This window comes from Thiobacter subterraneus (genome assembly GCF_055379455.1).
In genome coordinates this window covers 2,687,626-2,713,039 of record NZ_AP042402.1, presented here as the reverse complement: position 1 = coordinate 2,713,039, position 25,414 = coordinate 2,687,626, and the positions used below count along the sequence as shown (strand labels likewise).

The window sequence follows — 25,414 nt, the reverse complement described above, 5'->3', positions numbered from 1 at the left end:
TTCAGCAAATCCGCGGCAGGGGATCGTCCTCCAGTTCCTCCAGGAGGCGCTCTCCCCCGAAGGGTGTCTCCACCACCACCCAGGGCGCGCCCGGCTCGATGCGGCCGATGAGGGCGGCCTCCTGCCCCTGGGGCAGCGCCCGCCAGGCCGCCAGTGCGGCGCAAGCGTCCGCCGGATCCACGACCGCCACCACCCGGCCCTCGCAGGCGAGGTAGAAGGGGTCATAGCCCAGCATCTCGCATACCGCCGCCACCGGCGGCCGCACCGGCACCGCCGCTGCCGCAAGGCGCACGGTGGCGTTCACGCCCCGGGCGATCTCGTGGGCCACCGTCGCAAGTCCCCCACGGGTGGGATCGCGCATGAAGCGCAATCCCGGCAGGGTCCAGACCGCCTGCGCCAGGGGCAGCACGCTGGCACAGTCCGAGGCCAGATCCCCGCGCAGGCCGAACTGTTCCCGCGCAAGCATCACCGCCGTGCCATGGTCGCCCACCGGCCCGCTCACCAGCAGCACGTCTCCCGGCCGGATCCCTCCCAGCGCAAGGGGCCGGGCCGAGGCGCGCACGCCCACCCCGGTGGTGGCGAGATAAAGGCCGCCCCCGTGGCCGCGGGGCAGCACCTTGGTGTCGCCCGCCACCACCGTCACCCCCGCCTCCCGCGCCGCCTGCCCCAGCGCCGCCACGATGCGCTCCAGCGCGGCCCGCTCGAATCCCTCCTCGATGAAGGCATTGAGGGTGAGCCACAGGGGCCGCGCCCCGGCTACGGCAAGATCGTTCACGGTGCCGTTCACCGCCAGCGAGCCAATGTTGCCCCCCGGGAACTCCAGCGGCTGCACGGTGAAGCCGTCGGTGGTGAGCAAAAGCTCCCCGGCCGTTTCGGGCAGGCGCGCCGCATCGGCCCCCAGATCCAGCAGGGGATTGCCCAGATGGCGGGCGAACACCGTTTCCACCAGCTCCCGGGTCAGGCGTCCGCCATTGCCGTGGGAAAGCCGTACGTGATCGTCATCCATGGTTGCATCGATCCCCATCCTGGGCAGCGGCCTCGATGACCTGACCGAAGGCCAGCCCGCCATCGTTGCACGGCAGCGCCTCCTGCAGCCGCACGGTGAAACCTGAGGCGGTGAGGCCCGCCACGGCCGCCTCGGTGAGCCGCCGGTTCTGGAATACGCCGCCGGTGAGTCCCACCGCATCGAATTCCGTTTCTTTCGCCAGGGTCGTCGCCTGGTCCACGATGAGTCGGGCGAGACTCGCATGGAAGTCCGCCGCGCGCCGCGCAGGTGGCACGTTCGGGTCGAGCAGATGGGCCACCAGTGGCGCCCAGTCCGCCCGCCACAGGCCCGCAGCGTCACGCACCAGGGGCAGGGCAATGGCCGTGCCCGGCCCCTGCGCCAGGGCCTCGAGACGCATGGGAGCCTCGCCCTCGTGACTGGCCTGCTGGATGAGCCCCAGCAGGGCGGCGGCAGCATCGAACAGACGGCCCGCGGCGGAGGTCTCGGGCGCATTGAGACCCCGCGCCCAGCCGGTCTTCGGCAAGGCTGCGTCCACCCCGGGCGGCGACCAGTCGAGGCCCAGGGTCCAGCACAGGGCCGCCGCCGATCGCCAGGGCTCCCGCCCCGCGCGCTCCCCGCCGGGCAGCCGGAAGGGGCGCAGGCTGGCCGCCCGCCGCCACTGGCCCGGGCGGCCCAGCAGGGCCTCGCCCCCCCAAAGGCTGCCGTCCGCCCCCAGTCCCACGCCGTCCCAGGCAAAGACGAGCCACCGCTCCACTTCCGGCCATTCCCCGGCCAGGGCCGAGGCATGGGCATGGTGGTGGAACACCGCCACTTCGGGCAGGCCGCTGGCCCGGGCCCAGCGGCTGCTGCCGTAATCCGGATGGGCGTCGCGCACCACGCGCAGCGCCCGCACCCCGTAGAGGCGCTGCAGATCCTCGATCACCTGGGCAAATACCTCGCGGCTGCGGGGCGTATCCAGGTCGCCGATGTGGGGCGAGATCACCACCCGCCGCTCCCAGGCCAGGGCAATGGTGTTCTTCAGGTGTCCCCCCACCGCGAGCGTGGGCACGGCAAGCGCCCAGGGCAATGTCCGTTCCACCGGGGCCGCCCCCCGCCCCAGGCGCAACGGTCTGGGCCTGCCGGCAATGAAGCGGCGCACCGTATCGTCCGCGGGGCGCAGAATGGGCCGGTCGTGATGGAGGAAGGCATCCGCCACCCGGGCCAGCCGCGCTTCCACCGCCGCTGAATCGGTGAGCACCGGCTCCCCACTCACATTGGCGGAGGTGGCCACGAGGGGCCCGCCGAAATCGGACAGCAGCAGGTGGTGCAGGGGACTGTAGGGCAGAAAGGCGCCCACTTCCGCAAGCCCCGGGGCCACCCCAGGCGCAAGCCCGCACCGGCGGGAGCGGGGAAGCAGCAGGATGGGCCGCTCCGGCCCGCGCAGCACCTGCTCTCCGGCGGCATCCAGCGCCAGATGGCAGCGCAGGGTGGCCAGATCGTCCTCCCAGGGAAACATCACGGCCAGCGGCTTGGCAGGACGCGCTTTGCGCGCCCGCAGGCGGCGCACGGCGGCCTCGTCCTCCGCCGCCACCAGCAGGTGATAGCCGCCCACCCCCTTCACGGCCACGATGCCACCCTGGCGCAGGAGTGTGACGCACGCCGCCAGCGCGGCCTCGTTGCCCGCGGTTTGCCGCCCGTCCTGCACGAAAGTCAGTTGCGGCCCGCACACCGGACAGGCCAGGGGCTCGGCATGGAAGCGCCGGTCCGCCGGGTTTTCGTATTCCGCCCGGCAGGCGGGACACAGGGGGAAATCCGCCATGGCGGTGCGCGCCCGGTCATAGGGCAGCCCCGCGATGAGGGTGTAGCGCGGCCCGCACTGGGTGCAGTTGATGAAGGGATGGCGGTAGCGCCGGTCGGCGGGATCCATCAGCTCCCGCAGGCAATCGTCGCAGCAGAACTGGTCCGGGGGCAGATGGATGTCCGGATCGGCCTCGCCGCTTTCCAGGATGGCGAAGTCCCGGTATCCGCGCGGGACCGTGGCTTCGCTGGCGAGCAGCACCGGGCGCGCCAGGGGCGGCGCCTGCGCCAAGAGGGCCTTGGCAAAGGCTTGCAGCGCCTCCTGTCGGCCTTCCACCTCGATGCTCACCTGGCCGCCGAGATTGCGCACCGTGCCGGTGAGTCCGAGGGTTAACGCAAGCCGAAACACGAAGGGGCGGAAGCCCACGCCCTGCACGCGGCCACCAAGGAGAAAGCGACGGGCGGCCCGGCGGGAACCCACGTCGGCTGCGGAGGTCATGGGGTCACCTTAGCGGCGCGCATATTAAAATTCAACCGGTTTCCAGGGGACGGACATCATGAGCAAGGCTTTCACGAAGGAACAGGACGACGATCTCGACGAGGAACTCGAGGAAGAGGAACGGGCCCTGCCCAAGGGCACCAAGAACTACATCACCCCCGCCGGCTATGCGCGGCTTCAGGCGGAACTGGAACACCTGCTCTCGGTGGAGCGGCCGGAGGTGGTGAAGGTGGTGTCGTGGGCGGCGGGTCTGGGCGACCGTTCGGAAAACGCCGACTACATCTATGGCAAGAAGCGGCTGCGGGAGATCGACAAGCGCATCCGTTTCCTCACCAAGCGGCTGGGTTTCGCCCAAGTGGTGGATCCCACCCAGCAGCCCCACGACAAGATCTACTTTGGCGCCACCGTGGTGGTGGCGGATGCCACGGGCAGGGAGGCCACCTACACCATCGTGGGCATCGACGAAATCGACCCCGCCCGAGGGCGCATTTCCTGGCGTTCGCCCCTGGCCCTGGCGCTCTTGGGCAAAGAAGAGGGCGAGACCGTCACCGTGCGCACCCCCGCCGGCGTGCAGGAGCTGGACATCCTGGAAGTGCGTTACGAGGCAGTGGACTGAGCCGGCGCCCTGACCCCGCCCGCCCACCAGATCCTGCACGCGCCTTCGTCGGAGACCATGCACGGCCCCACCGGGTGACGGGGCGTGCACGCCGTACCGTAGAGTTTGCAAGCGTTGGGATAGATTTTTCCGAGTACGACCCGCGCACAGTCGCAGCCCGGGGGCATCTGGCCGGCCCGCCGGCGCCCGGCTGCGCCGTGGTCCGGAAAGTGGCGGCGCGCATCATGGGCCGCGAAGGCTTCCCGCAGGGTGTAACCGGAGGCGGGGATGACACCGATGCCCCGCCAGTGGGCGTCGCCCACCGCCATCGTTTGCTCAAGCTGGGCCTGGGCCTGGGGGTTGCCCCCCGGCCGCACCAGCTCCGGATAGCAGTTGTCGAGGAAGGGCTGGCCTTCGAGCAGTTGACGCAGCACGGAATACACGGCCGCCAGCAGCGACACCGGCGTGAAGCCGGCCACCGCGGCGGGAATGCCGTGCCGGTCGACGACCAAGCGCCACTCCTCCGGTCCCATGACGGTGGCGACGTGGCCCGGCGCGATGAGGGCGTCGAAGCCCGGAGTCCCCGAGGCCAGCAGCATGGCCACGGCGGGCCAGGTGCGACGGCCGGCCAAGAGCAGGTAAAGATTCTCCGGCACACCCTCCAGCAGCATGGCCGCCACCGGGGCGGTCGTCGTTTCGAAGCCGGCGGCGAAAAACACCACCGCACGCTCCGGATTTTCCCGCGCGACCCTGACCGCCTCGCGCGGGCTGGCGATGGGCCGGATGTCGGCCCCCAGTGCCTTCGCCGCATCCAGGGAATTGGGCTCGCCTTTGGGCACATTCACCGGCACCCGCAGCATGTCGCCGAAGGCGACGAGGATCACCTTCTCTTCCAGCGCCAATTGAATCGCCTGGTACACATCCTCTTCCGGGCAGACGCACACCGGGCAGCCGGGGCCGGGGATCAGCTCGACGTTCTGCGGCAATGCGCCGCGCAGGCCGGCGAGGGTGATGGAGCGCTCGTGGCCGCCGCAGACGTTCATGATGCGCACGCGGCCGGTGACGGGCAAAGCGCGGATTTTCGCGAGCCAGTCCTGGGCGCTCAGAGCCACATCATCAATCCTGTCCCACCGCAAAGGACACAAAGATACGCAAAGGAAACCTTGTCATGGCTTTGCCTCGCGTACCTTTGCGTCCTGTGCGGCTCACGCACTTTGTCGTCAAACATGCAGCGCCGCCCCGTCGGGCTGCCCCTTCGGCCGCACCGTCTCGCCCGCGGCCACCCGGGCGCGCTGCTGCACGAGTTCCTTCCGCAGCCAGTCCAGCCAAGCGGCCAGCCCCTCCCCCTTGCGCGCCGAGAGTTTGAGCACCGGCGCGTCCGAGGCCAGGTTGCGCACGTGGGCTTCGGCCCGTAGGGGCTCGAAGTCGTCCAGCACGGGCAGGAGATCGGACTTGGTGATGAGCACCAGGTCCGCCGCGCGGAACATGACCGGATACTTGGCCGGTTTGTCGTCGCCCTCGGTCACCGACAGCAGGGTGACGTTGCGGTGCTGGCCGAGGTCGAAGCTCGCGGGGCAGACCAGGTTGCCCACGTTCTCGATGAACAGGAAATCAAGGCCGTCGAGGGGAAACCGGTGCAGCGCGTCATGCACCATATGGGCGTCCAGATGACAGGCGGAACCGGTGCTGATCTGGTGTGCCGGCACGCCTTTGGCGCGGATGCGCGCGGCATCGTTTTCCGTCGCCAGGTCGCCCTCGATGACGCCGATGCGGAATTCGTCCCCGAGCGCGTCGATGGTGGCTTCCAGCAGGCCGGTCTTGCCGGAACCCGGGGCGGACATGAGATTGACGACCAGCACGCCATGGCGGTCGAAGTGGGTCCGGTTGTGGATCGCCTGCTCATCGTTTTTCGCGAGCAGGTTTTTGAGCACCGACACCGCCGTCGTGCCGTGCACCGGCGTGTAGGCGTGTTTGCGGTTTCCGGGCGTGATGTTGCAGCCGCAGGTGTCGCACATGGGGTCTCTCCCTAAATCACGAGTTCCACGCTCATCAGCATCATTTCGTCGCCGCTGACCAGCCGCGTATGGTAGTCGCCGCAGCGCGCGCAGAGCAGGCGGTTCGGCTCGGCTTCGCTCTCGGCGCCACAGGTCTCGCACTTCACCCGGACCGGCGCCGGCTCGATCACGAGCCGGGACGCCTCTGCCAGGGTGCCGGCGCTGGCCAGGGGATAGGCCTGTTGCAGCAGGGTCGCCTCCACGCCGGACAGGGGACCCAGGCGAACGCGCACCGATTTCACTTGGCACGCCCCCCGCTGGCGGGCCACCGCCTCGACCTGGCCGATCAGGGCCTGGCAAACGGAGAGTTCATGCACACCCGTCCCCCGTCCCGGCCCCGCTCTTGAGCATCTCGTCGTAGAGCTCCCAGGCCGAGCGGGCATCTTCCGGGGTCATTTTCTGGATTGCGTAGCCCACATGCACCATCACGCAGTCGCCGACCTTGAGCTGCTCCCCCTGCATCAGGAACAGGCTCACGTCGCGCTCCACGCCCCCGGCCTCGCAGCGGGCGGTGAAGCCGTCGATGGCGACGATCTGCATGGGAATACCCAGACACATGTTGCCTGCCTGAAAAAGTGAACGCCACGGTGAATCATAGCCGGATTTCCGACGCCGGCTCCGGACGCAAACCGGGAACTTGCCAGCAGGCGCGCGCCCGGTTACGGTAACACCATGTCGCGCGTGCCTGCTCTCTGCCTGATGGCTGCCGTACTCGCCGTGCCCGCCCCGGCGGCCTGGGGCGGGGACCCTGCGCGGGGCGAGCAGATCTTCCGCAGCACATGCGCCACTTGCCACGTGCAACCCAAGCGCCTGAAGACCCCCACCGAGCGGGTTCGGGAAAAGCTCGCCTCGCGGGCAATTCCTGCGCACCGCCTGGTCCAGTTGAGTGAAGCGGAATGCGAGGACCTGCTGGACTACCTGGCCGCCAAGCGATGAAGCTGCCCGTTTTCGCCGTCGCCATCCTTCGCCGGTTCCGTCCCGGTGACCCCGCGCCGTTCCTGGCGGGGCTCCTCACCGCCACGAGCCCGGCCGCGCTGGCTCATACCGGCCACGTCAGTGCGGGTTTGGCCGCAGGACTCCTGCACCCCTTCACGGGGTGGGATCACCTGCTCGCCATGGTCGCGGTGGGTCTGTGGGCAGCCCAGGTACGCGAGCGCGCCGCCGTCTGGTGGCTCCCGGCGGCCTTCATGGGCGCGCTGGTCGCCGGCGTGGCCCTGGCCATGGGGGGCGCCCCCCAAGTGGGGCCCGCAACCTGGGTGGAGTCCGGCATTGCGGCATCGGTCCTGGCCCTGGGCCTTTGTATCGCCCTGGCGCTGCGCCCGCCCGTCTTGGCAAGCCTGTTTCTCACCGCCGCTTTCGGCTGGGCCCACGGCTACGCCCACGGCCTCGAACTGCCCCATGCCGCGTCCCCCCTGCTCTACACCGTGGGTTTTCTGCTGGCCACCGCCAGCCTGCACCTGATGGGGGTGGGGTTGGGCTACGCCGCCCGGCGCCATGTCATGGCGACGCGCCTCATGGGCGGCCTCATCGCCGCTGGCGGCGTCGGTTTCCTGACCCTCCTCTGACCGCAGGCCTGACGCCGTCGCGGAGGCATTTCCCCCCGGCCCCCTCGCGCCATGGTTGCCGCCGACGCCGGCCGCCAGTAGACTGGCCAGTCCATGCCGGCCGCCCCCTTGCCCACCACCTGTCTCGCCGATACCCGCCAGCGGGTGCTGGATGCCGCCTGCGCCGCCTTCCGCGAGGAAGGCTACCAGGTGAGCATCGAGCGCATTGCGGCGCGCGCCCAGGTGGCCCGCCAGACCCTCTACAACCACTTCCCCAGCAAGGAGGCCCTGTTCGCCGAGGTGATGCGCCATGCGGTGCAGTCCATCCTGGTGACGCTGGAGGGCGATGGCGATCTGCGCGCCACCCTCCTCGACTTCGCCACGGCCTATCGCGCACGGGTGTTGAGCGACGAGGGCGTGGCCATTTTCCGCACCATGGTGGCGGAGGCACCCCGCTTTCCGGCGCTGGCGCGCCAGTTCTTCGAGGAGGGCCCGCAGCGCACCCGCCAGGGGCTCGCCCGCTATCTCGCCCGGGCGATGGACGCAGGGCGCCTGCGTCGTGACGACCCCGCCTTCGCCGCCGAACTGCTCACCGCCATGCTCTCCGATTACGAGCGCCTGCAGCGGCTGTTCGGCCTGCCGGCCGCCCCCGACGAGGCCAAGGCCGCCCGCGTGGTGGACGCCTTCCTGCGCATGTTCGCCCCGTCTGCCCGCTCTGCCCGGCGCCGCAAGTGACGTTTTCCGGAAAAGGACCACCATGAAACGCTTCCCATTGCTCATGCTCGCCGTTCTCCTCGCCGCCTGCGGCCCCAGCGGCAAGGGCGCACCCCCCGGTCCCGGCGGGGCGCCCGGCGCTCCCATGCCGCCTCCCGAGGTGGAGGTGATCCAGGTGGGCCGTGCCGAGGTCACCCTCACGCCGGAGCTGCCGGGCCGCGTGGCGGCGGTGCGCACCGCCCAGGTGCGGGCGCGGGTGGAGGGCATCGTGGAAAAGCGTCTGTTCGCCGAAGGCAGCGAGGTGAAAGCGGGTCAGCCCCTGTTCCGGCTGGATGACCGCACCTACCGCACCGCCGCCCAGGCCGCGGAAGCGGACGTGGAAGTGAAGAAACTCCAGCTCACACGACTGGAATCCCTGCTGCCGGACAAGGCGGTGACCCAGCAGGAAGTGGATGCGGCGCGCGCGGCCGTCAAGCAGGCGGAAGCCCAGCTCGCCCGCGCCCGCCTCGATCTGGAAAACACCACCGTGCCCGCCCCCATTTCCGGCCACATCGGCCGCGCCCTGGTGACGGAAGGCGCCCTGGTGGGCCGCAACGAGGCGACGCTTCTGGCCGTCATCGACCAGCTGGACCCGGTCTATGTGCTGTTCACCCAGCCCAATGCCGAAGTGCTGCGTCTGAAGCAGGCGCTGGCCAGTGGCCGGCTGAAGGCCGCGCAGACGCAGGGCGTGGAACTCATCCTGGAAAACGGCCAGCCCTACCGCCACAGGGGCCGCCTCGTCATGAGCGATCTCAGCGTGGATCCCACAACCGGCTCCATCACCCTCAAGGCGGAATTCCCCAATCCCGAGCGCCTGCTGCTGCCCGGCACCTTCGTGCGGGTGCGTCTGCCCCAGGCGGTGGCCGCCGGCGTCATCGCCGTGCCCCAGAAGGCGGTGCTGTCCGGTCCCCAGGGACAGTTCGTGCTGCTGGTGGGGCCGGACAACAAGGCCGTGCCGCGCCCGGTGAAGGTGGGCGCGATGGCAGGCGACCGTTTCGTGATCGAGGAAGGCCTCGCCGGCGGCGAAACCCTGATCGTCTCCGGTGTGCAAAAGGCGCGCCCGGGGACCGTGGTCAAGCCCGTGCCGAAGGCAAACTGACATGGCCCGCTTCTTCATCCACCGGCCCATCTTCGCCTGGGTCATCGCCATCCTGATCACGCTCGTGGGCGTCATCGCGCTGAAAAACCTGCCGGTGGCGCAGTACCCCCAGGTGGCGCCGCCCCAGATCGCCTTCAACGTGACCTATCCCGGCGCCTCGGCGCAGGTGATCGAGGACACGGTCATCAAGCTCATCGAGCAGGAGATGAACGGCATCGAGCATCTCCTCTACATGGAAGGCAGCTCGGAGCTGGGTGCCGGCACCCTCACCCTCACCTTCGAGCCGGGCACCAACATCGACATCGCCTCGGTGGAAGCCCAGAACCGCCTGAAGCGGGTGGAAGCCCGCCTGCCGGACGAGGTGCGGCGTCTGGGCGTGCCGGTGACCAAGCCCCAGCGCAACTACCTGATGTTCGTCGCCATCCATTCCAAGGATGGCAAGCGCAACTTCGTGGATCTTGGCAGCTTCGCCGCCGCCAACGTGCTCGATCCCATCCGCCGCCTGCCCGGGGTGGGCGAGGCCATCCTGTTCGGCGCGGAATACTCCATGCGCATCTGGCTCAAACCGGAGCAGCTGGTGAACTACGGCCTGACGCCGGGCGATGTGAAGCGGGCGCTCGCCGCCCAGAACGTGCAGCTCGCCACCGGCGAACTCAACCAGGCGCCGGCGAGTCCCGGCGCCCAGGTGAACGCGGTGATCGTCACCCGGGGACGGCTCGCCACGCCGGAGGAATTCGGCAACGTGGTGGTGCGCGCCCTGCCCGATGGCTCCACCGTGCGGGTCCGGGACGTGGCCCGGGTGGAACTGGGCGCGGAAAGCTACGAGCGCTACGCGCGCATGAACGGTCAGCCCATCGCCGCCATCGCCATCCGGGTAGCACCGGGCGCCAATGCCCTGGACGTGGCCCGGGCCGTGAAGGCGCGCATGGCGGAGCTGGCCCGCTTCTTCCCGGAGGGCGTGGACTGGGCCGTGCCCTACGACACCTCGCGCTTCGTCGAGATCTCCATCTTCGAGGTGGTGAAAACCCTGGGCGAGGCGATGATCCTGGTGTTCATCGTGATGTATGTGTTCCTGGGCCACTGGCGCACCACCCTGATTCCCGCGGTGGTGGTGCCGGTGGCGCTGGCCGGTGCCACCGCGGGGCTTTACGCGTTCGGATTCTCCATCAACGTGCTCACCCTGTTCGCCATGGTGCTCGCCATCGGCATCCTGGTGGACGATGCCATCGTGGTGGTGGAGAACGTGGAGCGCATCATGCGCGAGGAGCGCCTGCCGCCCTTCCAGGCCACGCTCAAGGCCATGGACCAGATCCTGGGCGCGATTCTGGGCATCTCCGTGGTGCTCTCCGCCGTGTTCATGCCCATGTTGTTCTTCGGCGGCTCGGTGGGGGCGATCTACCGCCAGTTCGCCGCCACCCTGATCCTCACCATGGCCTTCTCGGTGCTGATGGCGCTTTCGCTCACGCCCGCCATGTGTGCCACCCTGCTCAAGCCCGGGGACGCGGAAAAGGACGAGAAGCGCTGGTTCAACCGCTTCTTTAAGCGTGTCACGAACGGCTACCAGGGTCTGGTGGCGCGCATCCTCGCCCGCGCCGGGCGCTGGGTGGTGATCTATCTCGCCATCGTGGTCGCCACGGGCTGGCTGTTCACCCGCCTGCCCGGCAGTTTCCTGCCGGACGAGGACCAGGGCTACTTCATCACGTTGGTGCAGCTGCCCGGCGGTGCCACCCAGGCACGCACCGTGGAAGTGCTGTCCCAGGCGGAACAGTTCTACATGAAGCAGCCCGAGGTGGAACGGGTGATCGGCGTGGTGGGCTTTTCCTTCTTCGGCCGGGGCCAGAACGCAGCCCTGCTGTTCACGCGGCTCAAGGACTGGGATCTGCGCAAGGGGCCGGAACATTCCGCCCAGGGGCTGATCGGGCGCGCCATGATGACCTTCATGCGCATCAGGGAGGCCATGATCTTTGCGGTGAATCCCCCGCCCATTCCCGAACTGGGCGCGGTGGGCGGCTTCGATTTCCGTCTCCTGGACCGGACGGGACAGGGGCGCGAGATGCTGATGGACGTGCGCAACCAGGTGCTGGGCATGGCCAGTCGGGATCCGCGCCTGGCGGGTGTCCGCCCGGAGGGCCAGGAGCCCGCGCCGCAGGTGTATCTGGACATCGACCGGGACAAGGCCCAGGCCCTGCAGGTGGACATGGCCGAACTCAACGACACGCTCACCTCTGCCGTGGGGGTGGCCTACGTCAACGACTTCGTGCGCCAGGGACGTATCCTGCGCGTGCAGATGCAGGCCGACGCCGATCTGCGCGCCACGCCGGAGGATCTGCTGCGCCTGCCCGTGCGCAACCGCAACGGCGGCATCGTGCTTTTGGGGGAAATCGCCCAGCCCAGATGGGTCACGGGGCTGCCCAAGCTGGACCGTTACAACGGCAATCCGTCCATGAAGATCGCCGGCATGCCCGCCCCCGGCCACTCCACCGGCGAGGCCATGCGTGCCATGGAGGAGATCGCGGCGAAACTGCCACCGGGCTTTGCCTTCGAGTGGTCCGGCACCTCCTACGAGGAACGCCTCGCCGGGGCCCAGGCGCCCATCCTGTTCGCCCTCTCGGTGCTGGTGGTGTTCCTGGCGCTGGCCGCCCTCTACGAAAGCTGGGTGATCCCCCTGGCGGTGATCCTGGTGGTGCCCCTGGGCATTCTCGGCGCGGTGCTCGCGGTGCAGTTGCGCGGCCTGCCCAACGACGTCTTCTTCAAGGTGGGGCTGATCGCCATCATCGGCCTGTCGGCCAAGAACGCCATCCTCATCATCGAGTTCGCGCGCAAGCTGCAGGAGGAAGGCATGGCGCTCACGAGTGCGATTCTGGAAGCCTGCCGGCTGCGTCTGCGCCCCATCCTCATGACCAGCTTCGCCTTCATCCTGGGCGTGCTGCCCCTGGCCATCTCCACCGGTGCCGGCGCCGCCAGCCGCCATGCCGTGGGCACCGGCGTGATCGGCGGCATGATCGCGGCGACGCTGCTCGCCATCTTCCTCGTGCCCGTGTTCTTCCTGGTGGTGCGCAAACTGTTCCCACCCCGCCCGCGCCCGGGAGGCGACCATGACTGAACGCCGTTTGCTCATGGCATGGGCCCTGGCCGTGACGCTGGCCGGCTGTTCCTTCGTGCCACCCTACCAGCGCCCGGCCCCGCCCCTGCCCCAGACCTTTCCCGCCACGCCGGCGGCAACACCGGCGCCGGCCGACTGGCGCGCCTACTACAGCGACCCGCGCCTTACGCGCCTCATCGAGGCGGCCCTCGCCCACAACCGCGATCTCGCCGCGGCCTACGCGCGGGTGGCGGAAGCGCGCGCCAACGCCGCCATGGCCCGCGCCGATCGCCTGCCGGCCATCGAAGGCAACGTCTCCGGCAGCCGCAGCCGCACGTCCGGCGACGTCACCGGCATGAACCGGGACCGCACCGCCAGCCGTTTCGACGTCAACCTGGGCATGACCAGCTTCGAGCTGGACGTGTGGGGGCGGCTGGCCGCCCTGTCGGAGTCGGCCCGCGCCCAGTATCTCGCCAGCGAGGAAGCGGCGCGCAGCTTCCGCGTGAGTCTCATCGGCGAGGTGGCCTCCACCTGGTATCTGCTGCATGACCTGAAGGCGCGCCAGCGCCTTGCCCGGCAAAGCCTGGAAAGCCGCACGCGTTCCCTGGAACTCACCCGCCGGCGGCAGCAGGCTGGGCTCGCCTCGGAGCTGGACGTGGCAGCGGCGGAGAGTCTGGTGGCCACGGCGCGCAGCGACCAGGCCGATCTTGCCCGGCAGGAAGCCCAGGCCCTCCACGCCCTGCAGCTGCTGACGGGCATGACCGTCGCAGTGGACGTCCCGCAAGAAGCCCCGCTGCCGGAGCCCCTGGCGCCCGGCCTGCCGGGGGAGGTGCTGGTCCACCGGCCGGACGTGCGCGCCGCCGAGCAGCAGCTTCTCGCCGCCAATTTCAACGTAGGGGCCGCGCGCGCGGCGATATTCCCCCGCATCACCCTCACCGCGGTGTTCGGCACCGCCAGCGCCGCCCTCTCCGGCCTGTTCTCCGCCGGTTCGGATACCTGGAACGTGGGCGCCGGCAGCCGCGGCACCCTTATCGATTTCGGCCGTGCCGAAGCCAACACCGAGGCCGCCGAGGCGCGCCGGGCCGCTGCCCTGGCCAATTACGAGAAGACGGTCCAGCAGGCGTTCCGCGAGGTGGCCGACGCACTGGCCGCGGAAAACGCCCTGCGCGATCAGCTCGCCGCCCAGGAAGCGCTGCTGCGCGCCCAGGACGCGCGCCTTGCCCGCGTGCGGGCACGGGAGGCCGCGGGCGTGGCCAATTATCTGGAAGTGCTCGATGCGGAGCGCAGCGTGTTCGCCGCGCAGCAGAGCCTGGCCGCCACCCGGCGCCAGCTGGCCACGGCGCGGGTGGCGCTGTACAAGGCCCTGGGGGGCGGGGCGGAGTAGTAGAATCCGGCCATGTCCGACCTCAACGATCCCCGCGTCTTCTTTGCGGCCGAGCGCACCCTCATGGCGTGGAACCGCACCGGCCTCACCCTCATGGCCTTCGGTTTCGTGATGGAGCGCTTCGGCCTGTTTTTGCACATGCTGAAGGCCACCCCCCGCGGACTGGGCCGGGATTTTTCCTTCTGGATCGGCGTGGCCTTCATCGCCCTGGCCCTGGCCGTGGAAGTCCATTCCGTGATCCAGTACCGGCGCGTGCTCAAAACGCTGCGGCCGGTGGAAATTCCGGAACGCTACGCCACCTGGGGCGGCATCGCCGCCAATCTGACGGTGGTGGGGCTGGGTGCGGCCCTGCTCGCCTATCTCTTTTCCGAATTCTGACCATGGACTGGGGCGTGCTGGCAAAGGCCACGGTAACGCTGTTTGCCGTGGTGGACCCGGTCGGCACCATTCCCTTCTTCCTGGCCGCCACCCGCACCCTGTCCACGCCCGAGGCCCGTCGCGCCGCAGGCATTGCGGCGGTCACGGTGTGGGCGGTGCTGGCGGCCGCCGCGCTGCTGGGAGAATACGCCCTGCGCTTCTTCGACATCCGTCTGGAGTCCTTCGCCGTGGCGGGGGGCCTGCTGCTGTTGATGCTGTCCCTGTCCATGCTCCAGGCCCACGTGAGCCCCCTGCGCCAGACGCCCGAGGAAGCCGTGGAAGCCGAGGAGAAGGAAGCCATCGGTGCGGTGCCCCTGGGCGTACCCCTGCTGGCGGGACCCGGCGCCATCACCCAGGTGATCGTCGCCGCCGGCGACACCCCGCAGCCGGTGGCGCTCCTGATACCCATCACCCTGGTGAGCCTGTCGGTGTGGCTCGCCTTCCGCGCCGCCCCGGCCATCGCCCACCGCCTGGGCCGCACCGGCATCCATATCGTCACCCGTCTCATGGGGCTGCTCATCGCCGCCCTGTCGGTGGAAATGATCGCCCGCGGACTGGCCCATCTGTTTCCGGGCTGGATGGCCTGACCCCCTTTCTGTCCCTCCCCGGCGGCGGGCAGCTGCTGGAGGACGGGATCCCAGCCCGCCTGACGGCCACAGCAGAATTGGGGCTTGACACGCCAACTTGGCCAGACCAGACTAGACTGTGGTTATTCGGAGAACATCATGCGATCCGTCAATATGCTGCAGGCCAAATCTTCCCTGTCCCGACTGGTGGAAGCCATCGAGCAGGGCGAGGAACGCGAGATCATCATCGCCCGCAACGGCCGTCCGGCTGCCAAGTTGGTGCCCATAGATACGGTGCCGGCCGGCAAGCGCATCGGCGTCGCCAAGGGCAAGTTCGAGGTGCCGGACGACATCGACGCGCACAACGAGGAGGTGGCCCGCCTGTTCCTGGGCGGGCAATAACCTTGAACTAGAAACCTCAGTTGACCGCTCCATTGGCTTTGTAACGTCATACTCGCATTGAGGATTTTGCCTTCGTGCAAGATCATCAGGAAGGTCGGCCCGCCACACGCCCGCTTGCCGGCCCAAACGGGCGCCTGGCTTTGTCGCGCCTCCTTGCAGGGGGCGGCCCTGCGGCGTCGTCGCTTCGCGCCAGCCACCCGTTTGGTCCGGCCCTCGGGTGTGTTCAACCGAGGTTGCTAGGTTGAACATCCTGCTCGACACCCACGTCGCCCTGTGGGCGATCACCGATAGCCCAAGGCTGCCGAAGAAGGCGCGGGAGTTGATCGAATCGCCCAAGTCGGCCGTCTGGATCAGCGCCGCAACGGTTTGGGAGATCGCCATCAAGCACAGCCTCGGACGTGGCGACATGCCGGTGTCCAGCCAAGACGCGCTGCGCTACTTCCGCGAGTCCGGCTACCGATTCCTGCCGGTGGAGCCCGAGCACGCGTCGGCGATCGAAGAACTGGCGCCGCACCATGCCGATCCGTTCGACCGCATCCTGGTGGCGCAGGCCATCCTTGAGCCGATGCGGCTCATCACCCATGACCCGGTCGTGGCCCGCTACAGCGACACCATCATCAAGATTTGAACCCGGATTGTCCATTCAGCCGGCCGGCGCTCCCACGGACAATTGCGCAGACCATGGCCGGCCGAGCCTTTGTGAGATCCTGCCGGCATGCAGGCCTGCGCGGTGGCCACCTCGCGCCTGCACAACATCGCGGGCAAGTACACCGGCAAGGACGATCCGGTCATGCTGGTGCGGGTGCAGATGAATTTCCCCGCCACGGGCGAAGTCCTGGCGCCCTATGCGGTGGGGCACTTCGTCGCCGGCTGCATGCGCGGCTCCCACCAGATGCCCCTCATGCCGGTGCCCCTCAACACGGGCACCAGCTATTTCGACGGCCCACCCATCGTGAGCTGCGCCGCCTACGCCATGCACGGGGGCAAACTCACCGAGGCCCTGGATGCCTTCACCCATCCCTTCTGGGACACGGTGCGCGACAGGGTGAGTGCCAAGGCCATCGACATGCGCCGGCAGGGCTTCTTCGGCGCCGCCATGCTGCCCATGGCGGAACTGGAATACACCGGCATCGTGGAGAAGCTGGCGGAACTGGAGCCCCACTTCCGGGTACGGGGCTGAAGGGCCTGGTCAGCCCAAAAGGGCGGTGGTGTCCACGGCCGCGCCCTGGCTGTAGATCATCAGCCACTTGACGCAAATGACGCGCAGGCAGGAGGCGATGTTCTTGTCGTTGGCCACGAGGCAACCGTCGTGGACACGCTGGATCAGCTTGGGCAGGGTCAGCCTCAGCTCCCGCGCCATGTCTTCCAGCACGTTCCAGAAGGCGCGCTCGAGGGCGATGGTGGTGCTGTGTCCGTGAATGCGGAAGCCCCGTTTCTCCGGTATGAACTCGGTGATCTGCGCCGTGGTGCAGGCATTGAACATGTGATCGAGGGCGTCGTGCTCCTCGATGAAGATCTTCATCTCCGCCTCCTGTTTTTTCCCATTACAGCGCAGGCCCGGGCCCTTGGCAAGGCGCCGCCCGCGGCCGGCCCGGCGTTGGCAAAGATTACTACCACGGCCGGCGCGGGCTCGCCTATCGTTAAGCCACAACGACAAGGAGGCAACGTGGAGCTTTTCAGGAAAACCCTCGATCCGGTGTTCGCCCTGGCGGTGATCGCCGTGCTGGACATCTTTCTCTTCCTCACCATCGGCGCCTGGACCGTGGGCGGCGGCGAAACCATGATGACCGGCCTCATCGCCCAGGCCATCCTGGGCGAGGATCTGCTGCGCCTGCCTTTCTGGAACCTGGTGTTCCAGCCCCACTGGGACTACTGGAAGATGTACATCAGCTTCGGCATGTTCTTCGGCGCCTTTGTGGGCGCGGTGCTGAGCGGGGAGTTCTACCTGCGCGTCCCCCGCCGCCTGTCCGAGTGGGTGATGATCACCCTGGGCGGTCTGCTCATGGGCGTTGGCATCCGCCTTGCCTTCGTGTGCAACGTCTCCACCTTCTTCGGTCTCACTCCCGAGATGAACCTGGGCGGCTATCTCGCCGTCTCCGGCATCGTCGCCGGCGCCTGGGTGGGTTCCCTCGTGTACAAGAAAATGCTGGAGGGTTGAGCATGTCCACGATCGCCGAATGCATGGTCGCGTTCATTTTCGGCAGTGTCGTGGGGCTGCTGGTGCAGCGGTCCCGCTTCTGCAACACGGCCGCCCTGCGCGACGCCATCATGTTCCAGACCTACCGCAACACCAAGGCATTGCTGGTGGCCATGATGATCCTGACCCTGGGCTTCACCGCCTTCATGACCGTGGGGGCGGGCCACCCGCTGGATTTCGACGTGGGGCTCAACACTTTCCTCGGCCTGTTCCTGTTCGGCGTGGGCATGGTGCTCGCCGGTGCCTGCACCGTTTCCACCTGGGTGAAGGCGGCCGAGGGCAATGTGGGCGCCATGTGGGCGCTGCTGTTCACCTTCATCGGCATGTTCCTGTTCTCCCTGCTCTGGTCCTACAACCAGTGGCCGCCCGCGCCGGCCTCCATGACCGGCGATCCCAATCCGGAAGCGCTGCAGGCGGGCTTTGCCAATGCCCGCACCCTGCAGGACAAGACCGGCATCCCGGCCATCCTGTTCGGCCTGATCCAGTTCGCCGTGCTGCTCGGCATCTACCGGGCGATCCGGCGCAAGGAAAAGGCGCGGGAGCAGGACGCCGCCAGTGAATGACAGGAGGAGACAGACATGGGACTTTTCGGCAGCAAAAAAACGGAAAACCCGCGCAGCGGCAGCACGGCGACCCTGCCGGACGGGCAGACGGTGACCGTGGCGCGCCAGGTGGACGCCATCGGCGACTCCTGTCCGCGCCCCCAGCTCATGACCAAGAAGGCCATGGGCGAGCTGAGCCCCGGCCAGGTGCTGGAAGTGCTGGTGGACAACCCCACCTCCATGGAGGCCCTGCCGCCCATGTGCGCGGAACTGCACTGCGAGCATCTGGGCACGGTCAACACCGGCCGGGCCTGGCATGTCTATCTGAGGAAGCTGTGACATGGCGCGCCTGCTGATGCGTGCCTATCTGGCGCTCGCGCTGGCCGTCTGCGCCTGGGGCCTGTGGAAGGTCTATGTCCATCCGCCCGCCAGCATGAGGGTCACCCGCGACGGCGTGCCCTATTTCACACCGCCGGTGATCGATCCGGCCACCGGCAAGCCGGTGCCGGTGGAGGTCCTGGTGCGTCACTACAAGGGGGCGAAACCATGATCGTCGATCTGGAAACCACGCTGCAGATCGTGATGTTCTGCGTGGCCTTCGGGGTGATGTATCTCGCCCTGCTTCACGACACGCTGTGAGGCCGACATGAACCGGGAAAGCCTGATCTTCCTGATCCTCGCCCTGGTCGCGGCGCTGGCCGTGTCGGCCATCGGCTTTCGTTACGCCGCGCTGCCGCCGGAAGCCGTCGCCCGCGCCAGGACCCCGGTCACGCCGGACCAGCTGCCGGAGTTCGACCTCGGCAGCTTTGGCCGAGTCTCCGGCATCGACCTCGTGGCCTACTGGATGGAACACCCGCCGGCAACTTCGGGAAGCGACGCCGCGCCGGCCTCGGTGAAACGTTTCGGAGGCTGCTGAACCATGCGCGTCCTGTTCGTTCTGCTCGCCTGCCTTGCCCTGTCCGCCCGGGCCGAGCTGGGCCTTTACCCGCAGTCCCCGCCGCCCGGCAGTGAGGCCGTGCTGCTCGACGTGCGGCCGCTGGCTGCCTGTAAGGCCCGGTCCGTCGCAGGGGCCCGCTGCCTGCCTGCCGGCGATTTCCTGGATGCCCGGGGACGGCTCGCCCCCTGGCGGGAAGTGGTGTGGCTGTTCAGCACGGTGGGTCTTACGGGCGCGGAAACCGTCATCGTCCTCGGTGACGATGCCACCGACCGCCGCTTCGTCGCCGGCCTGCTGGAACTGGCCGGTCAGCGCCGCGTGGAGCTGACAAAGCGGCCGCTGGCCGCGCTGTGGACGGCGGGCTGGCCTGCGGGCCGGGGCCGGGAACGGAATTTCGCGCGCCAGGTGGCCTACACGGCGGCCATGCGCGAAGGCGAGATCGTGCTACCCCACGAGCCGCGGCCCGCCACGGCCGTGACCGATGCCGACCCGCGTCACGCCCTGGCACGCTGGGTGGACCTGCGCCTTGCGGGAAAAGCGCGCCGAATCCTGCTGGGAGGACAGACATGAGCATCGACATCCTGTTCCATGTCAGCCACCGGGGCGCGGGACGCTACCTCTTCCCCCTCATCGCCGCGGCGCGCCGCCGGGGGGCCACCGTGGCCTGTTTCTTAACCTACGACGGCGTCCTGGTGGCGGCCGACCCACGCTTGAGGGAAGTGCTGGGCGATGCCCGGGCCGTGGTGTGCGAGGAATCCTGGCACCGCTTTCGGCCGGGCGAGCCCTGCCCCGTGGAAGCCGGCAGCCAGACGGTGAACAGCGCCCTGATGGCGCAGGCAACCCGGGTGGTGAGCCTGTGAGCGAAAAGCGCAGACTCCTCGTGCTTGCCCGCCGCGACCATGCCGAAGCCATGCGCGTGGCGGCAGGGCTGACCATCTTTGGTCACCAGGTACGGCTGGTGTTCATGGACCGGGTGGTCGCGGAAACCGAAGAAAACTCGGCCATGGCCGAACTGCTGGACCTGTCCGACATCGCGCCGGAGACCACGGTGTCGGATCAATCGGACCTGCCCCGCCTGGATGCCGCGGCCCTGGGGGCCGCCATTGCCGGCGCGGACGTCGTGCTCAGCCTATGAAGACCGTCGCCCTGAAAACCGATCTCTTCCCGGACGCAGCGACCGTGGAAGGCGCCCTCGCCACCGTTCCCGGCGGGGTCACCGTTCTCGATCTGACGCGGCCGGGACTGGAGGAGGCAGACTGGCAGCGCATCGTCGATGCGCTGCTCGCCGCCGAACGCATCATCACCCTGTAACCCAAGCAAAGGAGCAGACCATGAAAACCCTCGCCTCTTTGCGCGCCACCCTGCTGGGGGCCTGCGCGCTGCTTTTTTTCTGGTCCGTGACCGCCCTCGCGGCCACACCGCTGGTGGACGTGGAATGGGTCAAGGCCAACATCGGCAAGCCCGGCATCGTCTTCCTGGACTTGCAGCCCGCGGCGGACTACCTGCGCGGCCACATTCCGGGGGCAGTCAACACCAATTTCGACAAGGACGGCTGGCGCGAGGAGCGCGCCCGCGACAAGGTGCCGGACATGCTGCCGGAAAACCTGGACAAGCTCGCCGCATACATCGGCAGGCTTGGCATCGACAACAAGACCCACGTGGTGATCGTGCCCCCCGGCCAGACCAACATCGACATGGGCTGGGCCACGCGCATCTACTGGACCTTCAAGGTGCTGGGGCATGATGAAGTGTCCATCCTCAACGGCGGCATGAAGGCCTACACCGCCGACAAGAAGAATCCCCTCCAGGCCGGCCCGGTCACGCCCGAGCCCAAGACCTTTGCGGTCCAGTTCCGCCGCGAATACCTGGCCACGGTGGATGACGTGAAGGAAGCCCTGGCCAGCAAAAAGGTCGTGCTGGTGGACCTTCGTCCCGAGGACCAGTACGTGGGCATCAACCGCAATCCCAAGGCTGCCATGAACGGCACCCTGCCCGGTGCGAAGAACCTGCCCTCGCCCTGGCTCACGGAAAACGCAGGCGGCACTTTCCGCAACCTGGAGCAGCTCAAGGAACTGGCCAAGATCGCTGGCGTACCCACCAAGGGACCGCAGATCGAGTTCTGCAACACCGGCCACTTCGCCGCCAATGGCTGGTTCGTCATGCATGAGCTGCTGGGCAACAAGGAGGCCAAGCTCTACGACGGCTCCATGGTGGAATGGACCCTCCTCAAGGCGGGGCCGGTGGAACAGAAGGTGAAGCTGCCCTGAGCCGGCGGACGACCATCTTCCTGCTGATCGCCGCCTGGCTCCTCGCGGGGCAGGCGGCGCTTGCTTCCGAAGAAGCCGGGACGCGCCTGGCGGCGCTCCTCGCGGTGATGCAGGCCGATCTGGCCCAGGCCCCCACGCCGGGCGTGCGGGCGCGGCTAATGGAATCGGCCTCCCTGCTGCCCCTCATGCTGCGTGAGGCCCAAGCCCCCGCGGAAGAGGTGCAGCAGGCGCGCCGGCTCCACCCGGCCCTGAAGCGGGGCGATGACAGGGCCGTGCGCACCACCCTCGCCCGGCTTGGCGCCGCCCATCCCTTCCGGCCACCGCCACCCCCGGCGGACCCTGGCCGTGCCCTGCGGATCGCGGCCGCCATCCACCGGGAAGCCTGCGCCGGCTGCCACGACCATCCCCGCACCGACGTGCTGCTGCCCGCGCAGGATCTCTTTCGCCTGGCCTGCCGGGAAACACCGGAAGCCTTCGCCGCCCGCCTCTACCTGGGCGTGAAAGGGCAGGCCGACAACGGTTTTCGCAACCCGTTCAGCGCGGAGGAACGCGCCGCCCTCGCCCTCTGGTACCGCACCGCCCGTCCCTGCACACCCGGGGTCAGATCTTTGCACACCCGAGCACACCCGGGGTCAGGTCTTTACTTTATAGCCAAGCCGCTAATCGCGGCTGAAGCCGCTCCCACTGCCCGCCCTTTGGGGCAGGGTGGGTGTGCGCCCCGCCGCCCGCGACGGCCCGGCGCCCCGGAAGCAAAAGCCTGCCGCGCCACGGCTGCGGGGGCCGCTGCCACTGCGGGCACGGGGCAGACGGCTGCGTGCGCGCCGCGCATCGTCACCCCGGGACGGCCGCTTTTGCCGGAGCAGGCCCTGCTGCTGGGCGCGGGGACCTTGTGGACGCCGCCGGCGGAAGGGGGCCATGACCCCCTTCACGGGCGGCGGCAGACGGAGTAAAGTTCGGTTTGCGGGCCCTGCCGCCCGGGTCCTTTTGGAGGCGTTTTTCGGATGACCGGAATTTTCGTCAACCCCCTTTGCAAGGTGTTGATGGAAAAAGGAAATTCTGGGCTTGCCCTCTGAACACATGCCCTGATCTCAAAGGGATTAAGACTGGTGCTGCGGTAAACTTTAGGCCAACTAAAGCTCTGAACACATGCCCTGATCTCAAAGGGATTAAGACCCCAACGGCCGCCATCCTGTTCATCTTTGAGATTAACTCTGAACACATGCCCTGATCTCAAAGGGATTAAGACCTGCTAATGCCAGCAACGCCCAAACCGGAAAACCTCTGAACACATGCCCTGATCTCAAAGGGATTAAGACCCGCCGAGGCGCTGCGCCTCGGCGAAAAAGCCACCTCTGAACACATGCCCCAATCCCAAGGGGGCAAAACGAATCACACCCTGCCCGGCAGAAAGGTTGGCTCCGGACAGCGCCCGCACCGGCCCGCCAAACGCCGGCGGCCCCGTCATCGGGCGCGACGTCCCCAGTGCGGGGCGACCCGGTGGAAGGTGACGGTGAATCCCGCTGCGCCGGGCACCGCCCATTCAGGCCGGTTCAGCGGGATTGCCTTTTCCTTCCCGCCGCCCGCCGGCGGTTCCGCTTCTTCGGCCCGCCCCATTCATCACGCAAAGGCGCCGGCGCCGCCGGTAAACGGGGCGGGTTTGCCTCCGCCGTTGCCATGCCGTGGCGACTTCGCTAAATTGCCGCAAAAAAGGGAGGTCACCGCCCCACCGGCCCACCTGTGTGCCGCCCCCCGCTGCCGCAGCGCCATAACCGCCCGTCACCCGGCCGGGACGTTGGCCCTGTGACAGCGGGGCGCCGCAAGCTTGCGGCGTGTTCCGGGGACGGGGTGTTGTGGCACAGTCGAGGCCCGCTTCACGAGACCCGGACCATGACACCCGAGCAACCCCATGCCTATCCGCGGCGCATCCTGCTCGCGGTCAGCGGCCTCACCCCGCAGGTGGTGACCGAAACGCTCTATGCCCTCACCCGGCAGCAGCCGCCCTTCGTGCCCACGGAGGTGCACGTCATCACCACCGCCGAAGGCGCCACCCGCCTGCGCCTTGCCCTGCTGTCCGGGGAGCCCGGTTGGTTTGCGCGGCTGTGCCGCGATTACGAGCTGCCCGCCATTGCCTTCGACGAAAGCCGCATCCATGTTCTGAGGGATGCCGCCGGCCAGATGCTGGATGACATCCGCACGCCCCAGGACAACCAGCAGGCGGCCGACCAGATCAGCCAGTGGGTGCGCAGCCTCACTGCCGACCCCGAGGCGGCGCTGCACGTCTCCCTGGCCGGCGGACGCAAGACGATGGGGTATTACCTCGGCTATGCGCTTTCGCTGTTCGGGCGTCCCCAGGACCGGCTTTCCCATGTGCTCGTCTCCGAGCCCTTCGAGTCGAGCTGGGAATTCTTCTATCCGACACCCTACGAGCGCATCATCCCGGCGCGCGACGGCAAGCTGGCCGACTGCCGCCAGGCAATGGTGACCCTGGCGGAAATCCCCTTTGTGCGCCTGCGCGAGGGGCTGCCGCCGCGCCTGCTTGCAGGCGAGGCGAGCCTGAGCGAGGTGGTGCGCGCTGCCCAGCGCGCGCTGCTCCCGCCGCGGCTCGTGCTGGATGCCGAGAACCGGCGGGCCTGGGCCGACGACCTGCCCATTGACCTTTCCGCCACGGAGTTTGCCCTGGTCCTCTGGCTCGCCCGGCGTGCGCTGGGCGGCGCGCCGGAGGTCTGCTGGCATGAGGCGGCGGCGGCCCGGGAATTCCTGGCCGTGGCAGCCGAGGTCATGCAGCCCATGAGCGCGGAATACGAGCGCTGCGAGAAAGCCGTCACCGAGCGGCTGGATGACCCGAAACTGCTCAGGGACTATTTCGAACCCCACAAGTCGCGCATCAACGCCGGGATCGAAGCTGCGCTGGGCCCATCCGCCGCGCAGCGCTACCTCATCCAGCGGGGCGGCCGCACGGGCAGCAGTCATTACTTCCTGGCCCTGGGTGCGGAACAGATCATCCTCGCGCCGGCGCCCGCTGCGGCGGCCACAAGCTTGTCGCCGGCCGGCGCAGGAACAGCCCTTCTGCAAAATGCAACTCACCACGGACGCAACGGAGCCCTGCCGTGAAAACTGTGCAACACACCCTTCGCTTTGTGACCCCGGCCTTCCTGGGCGATGCCCAGCAGAACGGCCGCTGGCGCACGCCGCCCATCAAACACGAACTGCGGCACTGGTGGCGGGTGGCCTATGCCGCCGACCATGGCTTTCGCGTGAGTGTGGCCGACATGCGGCGCGAGGAGGGGCTTTTGTTTGGCAATGCGTGGCTGTCGCATCGCGTAGGCCGCCGCGATCAGAACACATTTACCAAGAGTTTGGTGCGCTTGCGCTTGGACAGGTGGGACGATGGCCGCCTCAAGAAAACGCAGTGGCCAAGGGATCACAGCGTGATCCATCCTGAGGTGCGCTCACCGGTGGGCAGCGCCCTGTATCTGGGCTACGGGCCGCTTTTATTTAGCGGCGGTACCACGCTGAAGGCCAACGCGGCCATCCAAGCGGGCGAAGAGGACCTCCTGTCACTTGCCTGGCCCGAGTCGTTTCCCCGCGATCTGCAGACCGCGCTAAAGGAGACCGGCGCGCCCGATATCTGGCCAGAAAGAATCGACGCCCGCCTTCGCTGCGCACTCTGGTTGGCCGATCGCTACGGCACTCTGGGCGGCCGTGCCCGTAACGGCTGGGGCTCGTATCACCTTCTCCCCTTTCCCGCAGCAGAAGGGGCCGGGGGCCTGCCGCTGCGTGACTGGCAGGAATGCCTGAATCTGGATTGGCCGCACGCCATCGGCAAAGACGAAAAAGGCCCCCTCATCTGGCAGACCGAAGCCCATGAAGACTGGAAGTCGCTCATGCGCACGCTGGCCATCGTCAAGATCGGCCTCAGAACCCAGTTTCTGTTCACAACTGGTCGCGGTGCTCTGCGCCCGGAAGATCGCCACTGGCTCGCCTACCCCGTGACCAACCATGACGTGAGAGCCTGGAGCGCATTACGCCTTCCCAACCAGCTCCGCTTCAAGGCGCGCCAAACCGCGGACGGCAAGCTCGTGGGGATAATCTTCCACATGCCGCACCTGCCGCCGCCAGCGTTCAAACCACATCGCCCAGCGATCGAAAACGTCTGGCGCTGTGTGCATGAGTTCTTGGATGCGACCACCCTGCCGCCAGCGCAGCGGCGCTATTGTTCCATGGCAGATGGTCCAGCGCTCGCGAAACAAAAACAGCAGCTCGATGGCGTGATCCTGAAAAGAGTATCGGAGTAGCG

The 25,414-nt window shown here is 68.2% G+C and carries 32 protein-coding genes; 25 read left to right on the top strand and 7 right to left on the bottom strand.

Annotated elements, in window-relative coordinates; all coding sequences use genetic code 11:
- Position 1: 1 nt before the first annotated feature.
- Positions 2-1,006 (bottom strand): hydrogenase expression/formation protein HypE, encoded by a 1,005-nt coding sequence (hypE, locus tag ACZ42P_RS13445; protein WP_464898044.1) that lies wholly within the window; start codon positions 1,004-1,006, stop codon positions 2-4.
- A complete protein-coding gene (gene hypF / locus ACZ42P_RS13440; protein WP_464898043.1) occupies positions 999-3,281 on the bottom strand; it encodes a carbamoyltransferase HypF in 2,283 nt (760 codons plus the stop codon). Before hypF ends, hypE begins: the two co-directional genes overlap by 8 nt.
- Positions 3,282-3,339: 58 nt before the next feature.
- On the opposite strand from hypF, the gene greB reads away from it, so the two are divergent.
- Positions 3,340-3,897: a transcription elongation factor GreB gene (gene greB, locus ACZ42P_RS13435; RefSeq protein WP_464898042.1), complete on the top strand. Its 558-nt coding sequence runs from the start codon at positions 3,340-3,342 to the stop codon at positions 3,895-3,897.
- Here the strand turns inward: greB and hypD are convergent.
- The 4 genes from hypD to ACZ42P_RS13415 all read right to left on the bottom strand — a co-directional run bounded on the left by hypD (position 3,879) and on the right by ACZ42P_RS13415 (position 6,488).
- Positions 3,879-4,988 carry a hydrogenase formation protein HypD gene (gene hypD / locus ACZ42P_RS13430; protein WP_464898041.1) on the bottom strand — a complete coding sequence of 370 codons (1,110 nt, stop codon included), beginning with the start codon at positions 4,986-4,988 and terminating at the stop codon, positions 3,879-3,881. The genes greB and hypD overlap by 19 nt on opposite strands.
- Positions 4,989-5,096: 108 nt before the next feature.
- On the bottom strand, positions 5,097-5,891 hold the full coding sequence (gene hypB / locus ACZ42P_RS13425) for a hydrogenase nickel incorporation protein HypB (protein WP_464898040.1): 795 nt from the start codon (positions 5,889-5,891) through the stop codon (positions 5,097-5,099).
- An 11-nt stretch (positions 5,892-5,902) separates the two neighbouring features.
- Positions 5,903-6,247: a hydrogenase maturation nickel metallochaperone HypA/HybF gene (locus tag ACZ42P_RS13420; protein WP_464898039.1), complete on the bottom strand. Its 345-nt coding sequence runs from the start codon at positions 6,245-6,247 to the stop codon at positions 5,903-5,905.
- Positions 6,240-6,488 (bottom strand): HypC/HybG/HupF family hydrogenase formation chaperone, encoded by a 249-nt coding sequence (locus ACZ42P_RS13415; protein WP_464898038.1) that lies wholly within the window; start codon positions 6,486-6,488, stop codon positions 6,240-6,242. The genes ACZ42P_RS13420 and ACZ42P_RS13415 overlap by 8 nt, the downstream gene beginning before the upstream one ends.
- 114 nt (positions 6,489-6,602) lie before the next feature.
- Between ACZ42P_RS13415 and ACZ42P_RS13410 the strand changes: the two genes are divergently transcribed.
- The 11 genes from ACZ42P_RS13410 to ACZ42P_RS13360 all read left to right on the top strand — a co-directional run bounded on the left by ACZ42P_RS13410 (position 6,603) and on the right by ACZ42P_RS13360 (position 16,357).
- Entirely contained in the window at positions 6,603-6,866 is a 264-nt protein-coding gene (locus tag ACZ42P_RS13410) for a hypothetical protein (RefSeq protein ID WP_464898037.1), read from the top strand.
- Positions 6,863-7,495, top strand: a complete 633-nt coding sequence (locus ACZ42P_RS13405) for a HupE/UreJ family protein (protein ID WP_464898036.1) — start codon at positions 6,863-6,865, stop codon at positions 7,493-7,495. The genes ACZ42P_RS13410 and ACZ42P_RS13405 overlap by 4 nt, the downstream gene beginning before the upstream one ends.
- Before the next feature lie 93 nt (positions 7,496-7,588).
- Entirely contained in the window at positions 7,589-8,209 is a 621-nt protein-coding gene (locus ACZ42P_RS13400; protein WP_464898035.1) for a TetR/AcrR family transcriptional regulator, read from the top strand.
- Positions 8,210-8,231: 22 nt separating this feature from the next.
- Positions 8,232-9,326, top strand: coding sequence for an efflux RND transporter periplasmic adaptor subunit (locus ACZ42P_RS13395; RefSeq protein ID WP_464898034.1), 1,095 nt, complete (start codon positions 8,232-8,234; stop codon positions 9,324-9,326).
- Between the two features lies 1 nt (position 9,327).
- On the top strand, positions 9,328-12,429 hold the full coding sequence (locus ACZ42P_RS13390) for an efflux RND transporter permease subunit (protein ID WP_464898033.1): 3,102 nt from the start codon (positions 9,328-9,330) through the stop codon (positions 12,427-12,429).
- The gene (locus ACZ42P_RS13385) at positions 12,422-13,792 is read left to right on the top strand and encodes an efflux transporter outer membrane subunit (protein ID WP_464898032.1); all 1,371 of its coding nucleotides are present in this window, start codon (positions 12,422-12,424) and stop codon (positions 13,790-13,792) included. The genes ACZ42P_RS13390 and ACZ42P_RS13385 overlap by 8 nt, the downstream gene beginning before the upstream one ends.
- Before the next feature lie 12 nt (positions 13,793-13,804).
- A complete protein-coding gene (locus ACZ42P_RS13380; RefSeq protein ID WP_464898031.1) occupies positions 13,805-14,170 on the top strand; it encodes a YidH family protein in 366 nt (121 codons plus the stop codon).
- Positions 14,171-14,172: 2 nt separating this feature from the next.
- A complete protein-coding gene (locus ACZ42P_RS13375) occupies positions 14,173-14,796 on the top strand; it encodes a MarC family protein (protein ID WP_464898030.1) in 624 nt (207 codons plus the stop codon).
- A gap of 138 nt (positions 14,797-14,934) precedes the next feature.
- Positions 14,935-15,177, top strand: a complete 243-nt coding sequence (locus ACZ42P_RS13370; protein WP_464898029.1) for a type II toxin-antitoxin system Phd/YefM family antitoxin — start codon at positions 14,935-14,937, stop codon at positions 15,175-15,177.
- A gap of 241 nt (positions 15,178-15,418) precedes the next feature.
- Positions 15,419-15,805, top strand: coding sequence for a type II toxin-antitoxin system VapC family toxin (locus ACZ42P_RS13365; protein ID WP_464898028.1), 387 nt, complete (start codon positions 15,419-15,421; stop codon positions 15,803-15,805).
- 87 nt (positions 15,806-15,892) lie between these two features.
- Positions 15,893-16,357, top strand: a complete 465-nt coding sequence (locus ACZ42P_RS13360; RefSeq protein WP_464898027.1) for a fructose 1,6-bisphosphatase — start codon at positions 15,893-15,895, stop codon at positions 16,355-16,357.
- A gap of 9 nt (positions 16,358-16,366) precedes the next feature.
- On the opposite strand, the gene ACZ42P_RS13355 is transcribed toward ACZ42P_RS13360, so the two are convergent.
- On the bottom strand, positions 16,367-16,699 hold the full coding sequence (locus tag ACZ42P_RS13355) for a ribbon-helix-helix domain-containing protein (protein WP_464898026.1): 333 nt from the start codon (positions 16,697-16,699) through the stop codon (positions 16,367-16,369).
- Here ACZ42P_RS13355 and ACZ42P_RS13350 point away from each other — a divergent pair.
- The 13 genes from ACZ42P_RS13350 to ACZ42P_RS13290 all read left to right on the top strand — a co-directional run bounded on the left by ACZ42P_RS13350 (position 16,586) and on the right by ACZ42P_RS13290 (position 25,412).
- On the top strand, positions 16,586-17,335 hold the full coding sequence (locus ACZ42P_RS13350; protein WP_464898025.1) for a YeeE/YedE thiosulfate transporter family protein: 750 nt from the start codon (positions 16,586-16,588) through the stop codon (positions 17,333-17,335). The genes ACZ42P_RS13355 and ACZ42P_RS13350 overlap by 114 nt on opposite strands.
- Before the next feature lie 2 nt (positions 17,336-17,337).
- Complete coding sequence (locus ACZ42P_RS13345; RefSeq protein ID WP_464898024.1) at positions 17,338-17,937, top strand: YeeE/YedE thiosulfate transporter family protein; 600 nt, start codon at positions 17,338-17,340, stop codon at positions 17,935-17,937.
- A gap of 15 nt (positions 17,938-17,952) precedes the next feature.
- Complete coding sequence (locus ACZ42P_RS13340) at positions 17,953-18,255, top strand: sulfurtransferase TusA family protein (protein WP_464898023.1); 303 nt, start codon at positions 17,953-17,955, stop codon at positions 18,253-18,255.
- Position 18,256: 1 nt separating this feature from the next.
- A complete protein-coding gene (locus tag ACZ42P_RS13335; RefSeq protein WP_464898022.1) occupies positions 18,257-18,466 on the top strand; it encodes a hypothetical protein in 210 nt (69 codons plus the stop codon).
- 96 nt (positions 18,467-18,562) lie between these two features.
- Positions 18,563-18,832, top strand: coding sequence for a hypothetical protein (locus ACZ42P_RS13330; RefSeq protein ID WP_464898021.1), 270 nt, complete (start codon positions 18,563-18,565; stop codon positions 18,830-18,832).
- A 3-nt stretch (positions 18,833-18,835) separates the two neighbouring features.
- On the top strand, positions 18,836-19,420 hold the full coding sequence (locus tag ACZ42P_RS13325; RefSeq protein WP_464898020.1) for a rhodanese-like domain-containing protein: 585 nt from the start codon (positions 18,836-18,838) through the stop codon (positions 19,418-19,420).
- Positions 19,417-19,710 (top strand): hypothetical protein, encoded by a 294-nt coding sequence (locus ACZ42P_RS13320; protein ID WP_464898019.1) that lies wholly within the window; start codon positions 19,417-19,419, stop codon positions 19,708-19,710. Before ACZ42P_RS13325 ends, ACZ42P_RS13320 begins: the two co-directional genes overlap by 4 nt.
- On the top strand, positions 19,707-19,985 hold the full coding sequence (locus ACZ42P_RS13315; protein ID WP_464898018.1) for a hypothetical protein: 279 nt from the start codon (positions 19,707-19,709) through the stop codon (positions 19,983-19,985). Before ACZ42P_RS13320 ends, ACZ42P_RS13315 begins: the two co-directional genes overlap by 4 nt.
- A complete protein-coding gene (locus ACZ42P_RS13310) occupies positions 19,982-20,161 on the top strand; it encodes a hypothetical protein (RefSeq protein ID WP_464898017.1) in 180 nt (59 codons plus the stop codon). Before ACZ42P_RS13315 ends, ACZ42P_RS13310 begins: the two co-directional genes overlap by 4 nt.
- A 20-nt stretch (positions 20,162-20,181) precedes the next feature.
- Positions 20,182-21,117, top strand: coding sequence for a sulfurtransferase (locus ACZ42P_RS13305; RefSeq protein WP_464898016.1), 936 nt, complete (start codon positions 20,182-20,184; stop codon positions 21,115-21,117).
- Positions 21,066-22,067 (top strand): hypothetical protein, encoded by a 1,002-nt coding sequence (locus ACZ42P_RS13300; RefSeq protein ID WP_464898015.1) that lies wholly within the window; start codon positions 21,066-21,068, stop codon positions 22,065-22,067. Before ACZ42P_RS13305 ends, ACZ42P_RS13300 begins: the two co-directional genes overlap by 52 nt.
- Positions 22,068-23,004: 937 nt before the next feature.
- Positions 23,005-24,228 (top strand): CRISPR-associated ring nuclease Csm6, encoded by a 1,224-nt coding sequence (csm6, locus tag ACZ42P_RS13295; RefSeq protein WP_464898014.1) that lies wholly within the window; start codon positions 23,005-23,007, stop codon positions 24,226-24,228.
- Positions 24,225-25,412, top strand: a complete 1,188-nt coding sequence (locus ACZ42P_RS13290; protein WP_464898013.1) for a hypothetical protein — start codon at positions 24,225-24,227, stop codon at positions 25,410-25,412. The genes csm6 and ACZ42P_RS13290 overlap by 4 nt, the downstream gene beginning before the upstream one ends.
- The last annotated feature ends 2 nt before the right edge of the window (positions 25,413-25,414 follow it).